This window comes from Bacillales bacterium (assembly GCA_035700025.1).
GTDB lineage: Bacteria > Bacillota > Bacilli > Bacillales > DASSOY01 > DASSOY01.
The window spans coordinates 1-13,994 of record DASSOY010000012.1; the positions used below are offsets into that span (position 1 = coordinate 1).

Consider the following 13,994-nt stretch of genomic DNA (forward strand, 5'->3'; position numbering starts at 1 on the left):
CTATAAGAAAGAGGGATTCGATGAAACAAATGAAACTTGGAACAAGCGGTTTGGAAGTTGGAGAAATATCGTTAGGCTGCATGCGGATGAGCGAGCTTTCCTTGAAAGATGCCGCCCACGTAATTGAAAACGCGAGGGAAGCCGGCGTCAATTTATTCGATCATGCAGACATCTATGGCGGAGGCAAATCAGAAGAAGTATTTGCCGAAGCGGTCGGCATGAATGACGATGTGCGCGAATCGATGATTTTGCAATCAAAGTGCGGCATTCGCAACGGACTTTATGATTTTTCAAAAGAACATATTTTAAATTCGGTCGAAGGCACCTTGAAGCGTTTAAAAACCGACTACATAGACATTTTGCTTCTTCATCGCCCCGATGCACTTATGGAGCCTGAAGAAGTCGCGGATGCGTTCGGCACGTTGAAAGAAAGCGGGAAAGTGCGTCATTTTGGTGTGAGTAACCATAATCCGATGCAAATGCAGTTGCTGGAGAGCGCGTTGGACGACCAGTTAATCGCCAATCAAATGCAATTCAGCATCATGCATACGCCGATGATCGATGCAGGACTGAATGTGAACATGCAAAACGATCCAGCGATAGTCCGAGAAAACAGTGTACTGGAATATTGCCGTTTGCATCAGATCACGGTGCAAGCTTGGTCGCCTTTTCAATACGGCATGATCAAAGGCGCGTTCGTCGGTAACGATGACTTTCCTGAGGTGAACGCAAAGCTGCAAGAATTGGCGAACAAATACGACGTGACCGATTCAGCAATCGCGATTGCTTGGATCTTGCGACACCCGGCAAAGATTTTACCCGTTGTCGGCACGATGAATCCCGATCGTTTAACTGCGATTGCAAAAGCATCTGACATCACATTGACTCGTGAAGAATGGTATGAACTTTACCGCGCAGCGGGGAATGACTTGCCGTAAGGCAGTTTTGTACAAGAAAAGAGGAGTCTTGATGAAATTCACATCACCGCAGGTCAACCTTTATATCGACAACCTGGACATCTCCAAGCAATTTTATGAGAAATTAGGGTTTTCGCTTACGTTTACGGCAGAAATGGAAGGAAAGGCCGTGCACCACGAATTGGATTTAGAAGGATTTAAACTGGGGGTCGCTACAAAGGAATCAACCGAAGCCATTCACGGACTGATCCCGGGAAGCAATTCCGGCTGTGAGCTCGTCTTCTGGACAGAAGATACCGATGCAGCCATCGAAAAACTCATTCATGAGGGAGCGACAAGATTATCCGACCCGCATGATTTTCTAAACGGAAAGCTGCGAGCCGGGTGGGTGCGAGATCCCGATGGAAATCCTATCCAAATCGTGTGTAAAAAAAGCTGAATCGTAATCATCCGAAGGATAAGCACCTCGCTTGCGGGGTGCTTTTTTAATGATAATGATAAGGTGAAAACTGATTACGATGATCTCATTTCAATATCATTCATAACAATAAAATCATGGAAAATTTTGCACGGCATAAAGGACGAATGAAGTGAAATCCTAAAGGTGATCGCTCAAAAAGGAGTTGTGCTGATGTATTATTACAAAGAAGAATTAATTAACCCAATCATACCGGATCAGCCGGATCCCGCAGCTGCCAAAGCGATGCAAGAAATCCTCGGCGGGCATTTTGGCGAAATGCGCACGATGATGCAGTTCTTTTTCCAAAGTTCCAATTTCAGGGGGCAGGCCAAGCCATTTCGTGATTTGCTTCGGGGGATTTTCCTTGAAGAAATCAGCCACGTGTAACTTGTTCAAAACACGATCAACCAGTTATTGACAGGAGCAGGGGAGAACAACGCAGGTGCAGCGGGCATGGATCGCGCACCACTGGATGAAGCGGTTGCACATGCCAATCCTCAGCATTTTATCGTCGGGGCGCAAAGTTCTCTCCCCGTCGACGCTGCAGGGAACCCGTGGAACGGTTCATGGGTATACAGCCACGGCAATTTGATCGGCGACTTGCTGGATAACCTCGTGCTTGAATCCACCGGTGTACTGCAAAAATCAAGAATTTACGAAATGAGTTCAAACAAAACGTTCCGTGAAACATTGGCTTTTCTCATGGTTCGTGACAACGCCCACCAAAACGCTTTTGCTAAGGCACTTGAAGCGCTGGGTGTCAACTGGGGACAAATATTCCCAGTCCCCAATTATGATCTCAATAAATATCCGGAATGTCAGAAGTATGTGGAAATGGGTTATCACAACGTGTTGTTCAACTTTCGAATCGACAATACACGAATCGCTGAAATTTTCCAGGGAGAGTCTCCAAGCAGAGACAAAGGAATGCTTGGCGTAACTGAACCGCCTCAAGGATATCCCGTACCGGAGATGCCGGAACTCGCCAATGAACACAGCCCGGGCTTAGTGGATATTACAAGGTAAATGAACAAAAACAAGCCCTTGAGCAAAGGGCTTGTTTTTAATATGTATGTAAGGGAGGACACCAGGAAAGGAAAAAACCAATTGCCATTTAATTACTGTGTTTCTTATTCAATTATTGATTCCTATAATATATATTATGTTAACTAAAATGAAGATTCGCAATGGTTGTTAGCATCAAATTATTCATACGCTGTGTTACTTATCTATATTTTGCCTTAACCAATTTATCAAATCAAGAGTTTCTCTTTCCCCGCCATTTAAAACGTAATATTCATCTGGCTTTGAAGTGTCGATACTTTTCATATAAATGTGTTTATCGTTCAAGTGATAAGAAATGGTTAAGTAGTCATTTAAAGGCATCTCGTTTAATTGGTGTGTTGGATGTAGTGTATTTAACAAGGGATCCATTTTTGTTATTATTTCAAACAAGAAGTAAGCAATACTGTCGAAATGACTAGTATGAATAAATATCCTGAATGGACCTTCATTAAGTTAATTTACCTCCAACACCAGAAATTTGTATATTATAATAATGATATCATATATCAAAATCAACCCCTTTGTGTCGTTAAAAATAAGTGTCCCATTCCTATACGAATGGGACGAAAGATTGTTTTCCATTTTTCCATTGTCGATCACTTTTACCGTAACCCTCAATCAATAATCATTTCTTTGCCGCTGCCGTCGAGATTCATTTGCCACCAACTTTGCGTATGACCGTTGGCATCATATTTTTGGTAATAGATGCGGCCGCCGGTAATGATTGTGCGAAATCCTTCATCGGCCAGTTTGACCTTTTGTCCGGTCGAAAGACTTTGCTTATATAAATGACGCGATTTTCTTTCTTGATAATAGAGATTATCTCCTGAAAGATTTAGGCCGGAAAAGTCTCCGCGAACGATGCCGGTTCTGCCGGAACCATCGGGTCTCGTGCGATAAATGCCGCCGTTGGCGATGTAATAAATCCACCCATTTTGTGCCAAAAAACGGCCTACATGGGTATCCAAGATTAAGATGCCGTCTGAAGCGTACGGGTCGATACTTGTAACAAAGAGTGTGCTGTTTCCGGGTTTTTGATAGATCAATTGATCTTGAACGATCGTATAGAAATAAACATCCTCTTGAACTTTCGTTAATTCTTCGCCATTCTTTTTCATTTTATATAAATCATAAACGCCGTACGGATTGTTTTGATCGTAGTTCGGTTGACGAATGTCGAAATATATCCAGTTTCCGATGAGCCGAACATTCGCTACAAATGCATCTCCATATAAAAGCTGCTTGTCCGTCCCGTCCGTTCGGATACGATACAAACTTTCGTCATTGGCCCGATTGTCGTCTTTAAACGCTAAATCCACGTAATAAATCCATCCATCGGATACATTCATATCCTCAATCATCGCATTTGGAACGATCGTTTGTTTCGTGCCGTTTTCACTAACTCTCAGGATTCCGAGTTCGTCTCTTGAATAATCGGTAAAATAAATCCAGTTCTCCACTTTTTGAAAATGCGCGGCGTTGTTGAAATTACCGTCAGTGACCGCTTTCATGTCGTCGGTGACAAGTTCAAATTTATTCTCATTTGCGGCGTCATCTTGTAAAAGTTCTTCGTATGGTTTTGCGTTCGCAATGATTTTTTGGGGGATCTTGACTGAATTTTTGTCATTAAAAGCATTGTAATACATTTCTTTCTTAACTTTGACGTGTGTCTTTTCATCGATTTCCAGTAATGAAGCTTGCTCATATTCGCTGTTTGTGTGCATGGAAACGATATGAAAGGTATCTCTATCGACCGCGAATTCAAAATGAAATTTTTTTAACGTGCTTTCTTCGAGGACAACTTTTTGGATTTTAGCAAGCATGGTATTTTCGGAACTCTCGAGATTTGCGATGGAGGCGATCCAAAGCGGTTTCAATGCATCATTGGTCGCGTCAACAGAAAATCTATATAGATTGGCTTCCGTCGTGAAAGTAAATAAGTCTAAGTGGCCGAGGATCATTTTCAATTTTGATGTCTTTTTCGGTGTTTTTGCGCCTTCATTTGTTTTGAACCACTGGACCTCCTTAGATAATAAAGCCGTGGAATAATAAGTCTTATCGTTCGTCAAGTACTCTTCAGCTGTGACCGCATCCATCTCCGGATCGTCCGGATCTTTATAGGTTTCGGTCAAATGAATGACAAAAGGATCGAATGCAAGGTCTCCTTGGAACGCTGTGTTTGTCGTATAAGCCTCTTCTCCTTCACCAACGGTTTCACTCGAATTTCCGACATAACGATATGAATGTACGTTACTCATCGCCTGAATGGTCTTTTCAATCACTTGATGGGCATTATAGCTCGGTCGAATGAGCTTACAACCGGTGAAAAATGGCAGGATCGAACAGAGTGTAATGAAAATCATGAATGTTTTACGAAATTGCATGGCTAGTCCTTTCTTTGCTTTTCTACAACTCAGCCAATTCTTGTCGAGCAGCTGATGAGCTGGGTAGGGTCACGTATATTATTATCGGTTGTAAACGTTAGTTTTTTGAGTTCGAAACACAAAATGACCTCTCTCACAAAAGCGAGAAAGGTCTATTCCGGCCGGCTGATTCTTTTTTTAAAAAAACTGACGGTCTGCCGCGCAGCGAAACCCCATGTTCCCGGTTGAACTGTCCGGGGTATTAGAGCTTCGGGCCGCTGTCCGATAGCGGTTACAGTATGATTTGTGGCAGAGATAGGATCCTCCGCGAATGACTTTGTTTGTTCCGTTTTCCGGACCTTTTGGATTGTCCCTGCCCCCTCTTTTCTGAATGCTGCGGGCGAACCAATCAGAACACCATTCCCATACATTGCCCGAGACATTATATAATCCATATCCGTTTGCGGGAAACGAATCGACCGGGGCTGTGCCGGCATAACCATCTCGCTTCGTATTGCGATTGGGGAACTTCCCTTGCCATATGTTGCAATAATGTATGCCATCTGGTGTTAATTTGTCTCCCCAGGGATATTTCTTTTGTTCTAAACCTCCCCTTGCGGCAAATTCCCATTCGGCTTCTGTCGGCAGTCTCTTTCCCGCCCACCGGCTGTAAGCTTCGGCGTCATTCCAGGAGACGTGGACGACCGGATGATCCATGCGGCCAGTTATATTGGAACCGGGACCTTCCGGATTTCTCCAGTTTGCTCCTGCCACGGCACACCACCACGGGGCAGACGGGACTCTATCTCGGACTTTTCCCAGAGTATCCGAAGACAAAAAGCTGTAAAAGACAAATGACCATCCAAAAGATTCCGCTTCCGTCCGATAACCTGTCGCCTCAACGAAACGTGCAAATTGTTCATTTGTAACGGCACAGGGATCGATATAAAAAGCATCTACGTTCACCTTGCGCATTGGTCCTTCTCCGTCTGGCGGAAAGCCGTCCTTATCTTTCGTCCCCATCATGAATTCTCCACGGTTAATGAGGATCATCTTTTCTTTGTTCAAAACTCCCGTGCGAGGACTGTCGGTTTCTATTTCATCATTTATTGCTTTATGATTCGACTCTATTCTGTTCATCGATCTGCTTGCGGAACAGCAGACGGAATTATATTCACGGTTCATTACGGTCACCTCTTACGGATGCTGGATCGCGAAATTTCGTTAGGACTGATCGTTTGAGCAACGGTGTTTCTCGTAGTATAATCCATCCAACGAAGGTTTTCGATTCAACCTATACAAGCACGTTCCATTGCCGGTTCCATTCGAGCTGGACGGCAGGCGAACTCCCGGAGGGTATTCTGACAAAAATCCTGCTCATTAACGGTCATGAATACTATGATCATTCCAAAGGCCGTTTGAACAAGACGTTATTTAACGAGATCGGACGGGTTTTATCCGAAAAAAATTACGAACTGCAAACGTCCGTGCTTCAGGATGGCTTTGAAAAAACCGAAGAACAGGAAAAGATGAAATGGGCAGATGCCGTCATTTATCAGACGCCGATTTACAATTACAGCGTGCCGGCTCTGTTTAAAAAATATTTGGACGAGACCCATGAACACGGCGTTTACTTTCGCGGGAACACGAAAGAATACGGGAAAGGCGGCGGGTTGTTGACGGGGAAAAAGTATATGTTTTCAGTCACCTGGAACGCCCCCTCTTCCGCATTTGACGACCGCAGTCAATTTTTCGAAGGCGGCAGTGTGGAAGACGTGTTGTTTCCGCTCCATCTCATCCATAAATACGTCGGGATGACTTATTTGAAGACGTTTTCCTGTTTTGACGTGAAAAAACATCCGGATCTCAAGAAGTATTTTTCAGAACTTCATGAGCATCTTGAGAGATATTTTCGAGTTTAACAGGTGACTTACGCCCCTTCTCTCCTCTGCCGCCTTTCGTGTTTCCTGCAATTAACGTAGTTCCCGTTCTCCAGACAAAATTTCAATCGACCGTCGATATTGTGGTGAAGGAACCGGTCCGTTCAGCAACGGATCTTCGGTGTCTTCCATCCATCGCTGCAAATGTTCGAGCATCCGGCTCAACACTTGCTCATATGCGGGATCTTCGGCAACGTTGTTTTTCTCCAGCGGATCTTTATTTAAATCAAAAAGCTCGCAATAGTTATGCGGTTTCACGAGTTCATCCAACATCACATGATAGACCGGGCTTGCCTTCGCATCAATCGGGACATCAACCGTGTCGTATGTGTTAAAATGCATGATTAATTTGTAGTCCTCCGTTCGCACGCAGCGGATCGGGTCATAGGTGGTGTGATAAGTTTTTTCTGCATAAATTTCACTTCTTGTTTCATAGTTTTCCTCGCCGGTGATTTCAAATAAAAAACTTTCGCCCTGAACGTTCTCGAGGATTTCAATTTCAAGACATTCCAACAAAGTCGGCAGCAAATCAATATGGCTGATCATGTTCGAAATAACCTTGCCGCCGGAAAATCCAGAGTTCGGATGATGCATAATTAACGGAACTTCAATACCGGGATCGTACAAGGTTCCTTTTGCGCGCGGGAAATCCAACCCGTGGTCAGCGGTAAAAATGACGATGGTGTTGGCGCGAAGATTTAATTCATCCAGTTTGTTCAGAATTCTGCCGACGGCATGATCAAGGGCGAAAATGTCCCCTTGCATGGCGGCAATTTCTTCATCGCTTCCTTCATAAGAAGGCAGCCATCGTGGAAGTTCCATTCCCAGCATCGCGTCCGGCTTGTTAAGCCCGTAAGGACGGTGCACTTCTTCAAATCCAATTTCTAGATAAAAAGGACGGTCGTCCGTGTTTCGCGCGTAATTTTCCAACCACTCTTCAGCGTTCGGCGCAGCTTCCGTGCTGTTTGCTCCCGGTATATGTTTCTCAAAACCTATTGTTGCGGGATTGTCGATCACGTGTTGCATCCCGATCAGTGCCGTTTGATAACCGTTGTCTTTTAAAAGACTGGCCACATGGGTTTCCCGCTCGGGAAGCGTCCATGAAAAGGGATCATGGGCAAGCCCCATAACGCCGTTATTGTGTGGATAACGCCCTGTGGCAATCGAAGCCCGCGCGGGGGAACATTGCGGAGCAGCGGAAAATACGTTTTCGAATCGCACGCCGTTTGCGGCCAGTTCATCAAGATGATCGGATCGCACCGTCTTTGCGCCGTAACAATGCAAGTGCTGCCCGAGGTCATGGCTGATCATGAATAAGAGATTCGGTTTGTCTGCCACTTTCATTCCTCCAATGAAACCAAAGTCTATCATTTCCTCATGTACCTTCTATACATTCATGAGAAAATCCTCTATGAAATCAGCTCAACTTTTGCAACTTTTCATGTTTCAGCAGTTTTTTTTACGGGGAAAGGATGTAAAAAAGCCGGAAAGGAGGGTTTGGATGGCAAAACCGATAGAAATTTCGAAGATTCGCGTCTTTCAAGATGAAGGAAAAACCCGCCGGGCGTACATCGGTGATTTTAAAGAGCCTTTTTATTACGGAATTCACGGCGGGGTCAAAGATTTTTATCAAGCAGAACCGGAGACAGAGCATCCTTCGACGCTGGATCATGTGATTGCCGCGGCCGCCGGTTGAATGACCGGGACGCTCGCGGGCGCGCTGGAGGCGCGTCAAATTCCGACGTACCCGGACAAACTAGGCACGAAAGCCGAAGGGACGATCGAGGCGCCTGACGGCATATTGAAAATCACCCACATTCAACTCCATTTTGATCTTGAAATCCCGAAAGGGAAACGAACAGAGGCAGAACGTGCATTAAAAGTGTTCGAACGGAATTGTCCAGTGGCGCAGACGCTGAAGGGCTGCGTACAAATCGAATATGATTGGGACATCCAAGAAGTGGACGCATGATCCAAAAGGACTTTTTTTATGCAAGCACCTGTTTCGCACAAAACAGGTGCTTGCAATATGTCGCCGTTGATCCACAATAGTTAGGACGATAGACAAACTTGAATTAATCATTTTGCTGATGTTCATAGCAATAGATGTTGCCGCCGAAACGTTGCTTCTGGCTTAAGCAGAACTTTTCAACCTTTTCCGACACACCTTTTCCGCATGTTTTGCATTTTCCCTTGCGAGAAGGTTTTGCCGCTGTGTTCGTTTTTTCAATTTTATCTTTGATTTTCGCGATATGTGTTTCTCTTGCGGATGAATCCGTAATGTTTGCTTTTGTTAATCGTTCGAGAATGTCTTTAATCGCTTCCGAGCTCAAACACGGCTCAATGCCCAGCTTCGGCATCAGAACGAGTTTTCTCTGGATGAACTCCGACAGCTCCGTATCATACACGATCAGTTCATTCGATTGGATTTTCCGAAGTTCGGGATCGACGGCAAAGGTACACCGCTTCGTGAAGGAAACGATTGATATGTAGGCAACATCCTTGTATTCAGGAAGCAGGGCTTGTATGGCTTTTATATGGCCAAAATTTTGCAGAAAGGGATTGTACATTTCGAATTTGCCGTTGATGCGCCATTTTTTTCGTTCCCGGTTCCCGTAAATCTTTCCTTGATAATTTTTCGTTTCGATGACGAACAATCCAAACGGCGTAACGATTACATGGTCTACCTGAGAAAAACCGGACCGGCTTTTTGCATTTTTGATCATCAAGTCACTGATGAATTCGCAATCTTTCGGCAGCTGGGCGAGTTGAATGTCAATCTTGTATTCCCCAAGCTCCCCTTTTCGGTTTGATTTTCGCTGCCGCTCTTTTTGGTTTGCTTTCGCATCGGTTTTCAGTGGTTTGCCGCTCGTTTTCTTGGTGAATAGCTTTGTCAAAAACATACCTTGTCTCCTCTTCTTCTCATTCGTGTCCATCAGCACATCCATGTAAAAAGATGTACTTTACCATCGGTCAAAACCGATCAAATATTTAATCGAAAAATAGACTTGAACAAGCGGTCGAGTTCGGTCTCATCAAAGGTGCTTTCGCTATGTGTTTCAATGATCCGCAAAGGGGCAGTTTAGGGATAAGTTCGCCCCCTTCCGCTCCCTGCTGCGTATTGATCTATCCGTATTCTTATTTCGCATGCCAGGTTCATTTAGGCGTCGATTTTATAAAAAAAGCACCTCTAACTGCAAAAGCATGCGGTTGAGGTGTCGTTTGACTGCTCGCGGTGAGAAATCATTTTTTTACGGAGCAATTTGAAATTGTCGTTTGCTGTTTTTGTCGGACGGTAAAACAATTGATGGGGATCCGTTGTCATCGCCGTCTCCAGAGTAATACAACGGCGCTTCACGGGAGACCATGACGCTTCCTACCAAAACTTGGGTCGTCACTTCCACTGGCTCGGTTGCGAATGGAATGATCGCCCGGGCATTCACGTGAATTTTTATAAATAATTTCAAGAATACGTTATTAATTCTCACCGGTTCGGCGATTCCGACAAGCGAGGATGTTACGCTGCCGATAACATGAAAACGGACCGGAACTTTCGGACCGAGGTTGGCCAAAAGTGAATTGTTTGTGGCTACACCCAACGGAATTTGATAGATTAAGGCGCCTTTTCTTTCGGTCGTCACTTCGATGCCATCGCCGTTCAGAAACGACCATCGTTCCCCATTCTCCAATCGTTTTAAATATTGTTGCGTTTGTGCGGTCGTGCGAGTCATCAACATGTTGACGTTGGAAGAGTCGATCACCACGGCGGTGACTTCCCCGTCGTTGTTTTTTTCAAGATGAAGAAACTCCAATTTTGTTTGCAATTCTTTCACTTGTTTCGTTACGGCCGCGTTGGCTACCGTCGTCGCAATGTCTTTCGTTTTGGTTTTGGCGTAGGCCATCAGAGTCGGCTTAATTCCTTCATTGATCATCCACAGTCCCCATAACGTTAACGTAATAAAAATCATAAACGTAATGATGAACGTGTGCCGCGGAGGAAGAGGTTTGCCTATTTTGAAATGCGGCCAGCGAATTCCGCGTCGTTTCTTCGGCTTAAACATTAGGAACCTCCCTTCAGGAAAGTATATGCTTGACCGAATCTTTCATGCAGAAGGATTAGATGCTGCGTGACACGACAGTTTCCGGAACGCGGGATGAGCAATCCTTTAGGCAAACGGCCGCCGGACGTTGTATAATCCATCAAACAGGGAACGGTCTCAATGGTTCGAGCTTCCCTATATTGAATGAGGAGAATTGCTTGTGAAACCGAGTTTATTTGCGTTGATGGTTTTTATAACGACCGCTTTGATGGGAACGTCATTTACGATCGGAAAGATCGGATTGTCTTATGCCTCCCCTTTTCTGCTCGCGGGTTTGCGATTTGCGATTGCTGGGGTGCTGATGGCGATTTTCGTCGTTCTGTTTCAGCGGAAACATCCTCGGATGATGGCGGACTGGTTTCGCATCGTCATCATTGGTTTCTTTCAAACGACCGGGGTTATGGGGGCGATTTTTTTCAGTTTAAAAACGATTACGGCTGGTGAATCAGCCATTTTGACCTTTATTAATCCGTTGCTCGTGGTGATTTTCAGCTCCTTGTTTTTGCAGATGCGTTACCGCTGGATGCAGTGGGGCGGCGTAATTCTCGGATTTCTTGGTGTTTTCATCACGCTCGGAGGACAATTGTCTTTGCAAATCGGAACGATTATCGGCTTCGGCGGAGCTGTTTCGTTCGCAATTGCCACCCTTTTGATCAAAAGATGGGGCGTGCGCTTCGATACTTGGGTGTTAACGGCGTACCAAATGCTTTTCGGCGGTATTTTGTTATTGTTGGTGAGCGGGTTATTCGAGGATGCTTTTTTCGTGGTCAATGCCACTTCGCTGTTCATTCTTTTATGGCTGGCGGTCATGGCGTCCATCGTGCAGTTTGTGACGTGGTTTTTTCTTTTGAAAAAAGGACATCCAGGGAAAGTTAGTGCGTTCTTGTTTCTCGCCCCGTTTTTCGGCGTCATTTCCGGTTGGCTTATTTTAAACGAACCGGTCGGTCCCTCCCTGCTTGCAGGCGGTGCCTTGATTTTTGCCGGCATTTTCGCCGTCAATTGGCCGGAGAAAACAGACAAATCGAAATTTGACGCCGGGTAAAAAAATGCCCGAGTTGAGTGATCGCTCACCTGTGTTCTTATTTCCTTCGAAAAATGTACTTTCATATAAATACGCGCATCTAACATGAGCGTTTCCGACTTAAACGTCGGAAGGCTGATTCCCCCAGTCGTTTCTCAACGACTATTTGAACCAGCCTCACCTTTGTCACAGTTGAGTTACCGTTTGAAAATGTTAAATATTTGTTCAGCAAGATTTGTATTCTCGTTCATGCCGGCAAAGCGTTCAGTCCCCGGACCATAGGCAAAAACTTGAACATCTACACCCGTATGTCCGGTCGTCGTCCAGCCCGTATGGGACCGTTCGGAGAAAATTTTCTCGATGGCATTGTGCACCTCGTTGTCGTCGTCTTTCGTTGCCGCCGCCTTTTTTACAGATTGAATTTCTTCCGCACTTAAATCAAAGTCGATATACTGATCAAGCACCGTTTCCACGTCGGCTCCGGATGCGATTTTTTCCGCCATGAAGTCGGGGGTTATCTTCGCCGCTTGAATGGCTTTCGGATAAAAGACGTACTTATACCCGCTTCCGACGCTTAATCCGCCTGTGGAATGATCGGCTGTGACAACGACAAGCGTATGCTTGTCTTTCTTTGCATAAGCAATTGCCGCTTGTACAGCGTCTGCAAAATCTTCCATTTCGCTCATGGCCCCAACAATGTCATTGTCGTGTCCGGCCCAATCGATTTGGCTGCCTTCGACCATGAGGAAAAAGCCCTTTTTGTTGTCGTCTAACCGCTCGATCGCGGCAGTTGTCATTTCTTCTAAAGACGGGATTTCCTTTGTACGGTCAATCGCTTTCGGCAAGCCGACCGGCGCGAAAAGCCCGAGGATTTGATCATTGTCATCCTTCAGCAGTTCCTCTCGTGTCGTTACATAGCTGTATCCGTTCTGCTTGAATTGTTTAACCAAGTTGCGATCCTCGCGAATGAAATAGTTCGTTCCCCCGCCGAGCATGACATCTACTTTGTGCTCTCCATTGATTCTATCGTCATAATAAGCATCAGCGATTTCATTGTAATTATGGCGGTCCTCATTATGGGCCGCAAATGCTGCAGGTGTTGCATGATTGATCTGCGAAGTGGCAACGAGTCCCGTCGATTTTCCGCGTTTTTTGGCTTGTTCCAGAACGGTTTCTACCGGTTCCCGATCGGTATTCACCGCGATTGCCCCGTTGTACGTTTTTACAGCAGCACTCATGGCTGTTGCCGCTGCCGCAGAATCGGTAATGTTCTCATGTTCATCATGCGGATACGTTTTTTGCATGCCGACGAAATACTTATCAAAGACGGTTTCTTCCATCATGGGTGTCGAAGGATCGTCTTTGAAATACCGGTAAGCCGTCGTGTATGCCGGTCCCATGCCGTCACCGATCATGACGATGACGTTTTTGATTTTCGCGTGATTTTCCTTCGTTTTTCCTGTTTGGGCTGCACGGACGTCGTCACCGACCGAAGAACTTGATTGACATCCAATTGCAATCAGTGATGCGAGAACGGGTATGACCGCTTTCTTAGACCACATTTTCTTGAACAAATGATCGCCCTCCTGTTAAAGATGATGGCTCGGCCGAGGCGACAACCTTGCGAATAATCAATCATTCTATACCGCGCCGCCAAGCTTACAATCTATTTTAAAGCGACTCTATTAAACTGGGGTAAATCGAACATTAAATTTATATATACGTATTGTCGAATTTTCGTATGTTTTCTTTGCCGTTATTTTAAATAACAAGCCGAAATTTGTAGAAGTTTTCTAGCTTCCTTCGTGCATAAGGTTCGTCACATTCGTTGATGCTAAAACTAAAGATTCATTGTTTGTCGCATTGAAGGCGGGAGTGTCCAGGAGAATCTTATATATGGGGGAACGCAAATGAAACCTGAAACAAGGACGTTTGCCATTGGGCTGTTGTCGTTTGCCGCATTCCTATTGTCAAATTTGTTTCCGCATTTGCTGCCGAGGCTTGGCGATTGGATGCAATCCGCAGACCCTGCCTTAGCGGTCATTTTCATTTTGGTGATGGTTATTTGCGTACAAACGGTATTCCTTCTGCATAAACGAAAACACTAGGGGATCTCTCATAATGACAA

13 protein-coding genes and 1 pseudogene are annotated in these 13,994 nt (G+C 45.1%); 8 read left to right on the forward strand and 6 right to left on the reverse strand.

From position 1 onward, the window contains the following. The first annotated feature begins 20 nt into the window (after nucleotides 1-20). The 3 genes and pseudogenes from VFK44_01970 to VFK44_01980 all read left to right on the forward strand — a co-directional run bounded on the left by VFK44_01970 (nucleotide 21) and on the right by VFK44_01980 (nucleotide 2,403). Entirely contained in the window at nucleotides 21-938 is a 918-nt protein-coding gene (locus VFK44_01970; GenBank protein HET7627130.1) for an aldo/keto reductase, read from the forward strand. A 31-nt stretch (nucleotides 939-969) separates the two neighbouring features. Further along, nucleotides 970-1,356: a VOC family protein gene (locus tag VFK44_01975; GenBank protein ID HET7627131.1), complete on the forward strand. Its 387-nt coding sequence runs from the start codon at nucleotides 970-972 to the stop codon at nucleotides 1,354-1,356. A gap of 192 nt (nucleotides 1,357-1,548) precedes the next feature. Beyond that, nucleotides 1,549-2,403 (forward strand): annotated as a pseudogene (locus tag VFK44_01980) (manganese catalase family protein). Nucleotides 2,404-3,056: 653 nt separating this feature from the next. Here the strand turns inward: VFK44_01980 and VFK44_01985 are convergent. Further along, entirely contained in the window at nucleotides 3,057-4,826 is a 1,770-nt protein-coding gene (locus VFK44_01985; GenBank protein HET7627132.1) for a DUF6612 family protein, read from the reverse strand. A 177-nt stretch (nucleotides 4,827-5,003) separates the two neighbouring features. Continuing rightward, complete coding sequence (locus tag VFK44_01990) at nucleotides 5,004-5,990, reverse strand: formylglycine-generating enzyme family protein (protein HET7627133.1); 987 nt, start codon at nucleotides 5,988-5,990, stop codon at nucleotides 5,004-5,006. A gap of 176 nt (nucleotides 5,991-6,166) precedes the next feature. Between VFK44_01990 and VFK44_01995 the strand changes: the two genes are divergently transcribed. Next, nucleotides 6,167-6,727, forward strand: coding sequence for an NAD(P)H-dependent oxidoreductase (locus VFK44_01995; protein HET7627134.1), 561 nt, complete (start codon nucleotides 6,167-6,169; stop codon nucleotides 6,725-6,727). A gap of 51 nt (nucleotides 6,728-6,778) precedes the next feature. Here the strand turns inward: VFK44_01995 and VFK44_02000 are convergent, their stop codons facing one another. Next, the gene (locus VFK44_02000; GenBank protein HET7627135.1) at nucleotides 6,779-8,083 is read right to left on the reverse strand and encodes a sulfatase; all 1,305 of its coding nucleotides are present in this window, start codon (nucleotides 8,081-8,083) and stop codon (nucleotides 6,779-6,781) included. Between the two features lie 163 nt (nucleotides 8,084-8,246). On the opposite strand from VFK44_02000, the gene VFK44_02005 reads away from it, so the two are divergent. Together VFK44_02005 and VFK44_02010 are read left to right on the forward strand one after the other, a co-directional pair. After that, nucleotides 8,247-8,441: a hypothetical protein gene (locus VFK44_02005; GenBank protein HET7627136.1), complete on the forward strand. Its 195-nt coding sequence runs from the start codon at nucleotides 8,247-8,249 to the stop codon at nucleotides 8,439-8,441. Next, entirely contained in the window at nucleotides 8,442-8,717 is a 276-nt protein-coding gene (locus tag VFK44_02010) for an OsmC family protein (protein HET7627137.1), read from the forward strand. A gap of 103 nt (nucleotides 8,718-8,820) precedes the next feature. Here the strand turns inward: VFK44_02010 and VFK44_02015 are convergent, their stop codons facing one another. Then, nucleotides 8,821-9,648 (reverse strand): nuclease-related domain-containing protein, encoded by an 828-nt coding sequence (locus tag VFK44_02015; protein ID HET7627138.1) that lies wholly within the window; start codon nucleotides 9,646-9,648, stop codon nucleotides 8,821-8,823. A 348-nt stretch (nucleotides 9,649-9,996) separates the two neighbouring features. Further along, complete coding sequence (gene yunB / locus VFK44_02020; protein HET7627139.1) at nucleotides 9,997-10,806, reverse strand: sporulation protein YunB; 810 nt, start codon at nucleotides 10,804-10,806, stop codon at nucleotides 9,997-9,999. Between the two features lie 199 nt (nucleotides 10,807-11,005). Between yunB and VFK44_02025 the strand changes: the two genes are divergently transcribed. Beyond that, on the forward strand, nucleotides 11,006-11,887 hold the full coding sequence (locus VFK44_02025; GenBank protein HET7627140.1) for a DMT family transporter: 882 nt from the start codon (nucleotides 11,006-11,008) through the stop codon (nucleotides 11,885-11,887). A gap of 176 nt (nucleotides 11,888-12,063) precedes the next feature. Here VFK44_02025 and VFK44_02030 read toward each other — a convergent pair whose 3' ends face one another. After that, nucleotides 12,064-13,440, reverse strand: a complete 1,377-nt coding sequence (locus tag VFK44_02030; GenBank protein ID HET7627141.1) for an alkaline phosphatase — start codon at nucleotides 13,438-13,440, stop codon at nucleotides 12,064-12,066. Between the two features lie 336 nt (nucleotides 13,441-13,776). Here VFK44_02030 and VFK44_02035 point away from each other — a divergent pair, with 336 nt between their 5' ends. Next, nucleotides 13,777-13,974: a hypothetical protein gene (locus VFK44_02035; GenBank protein ID HET7627142.1), complete on the forward strand. Its 198-nt coding sequence runs from the start codon at nucleotides 13,777-13,779 to the stop codon at nucleotides 13,972-13,974. Nucleotides 13,975-13,994: the final 20 nt, after the last annotated feature.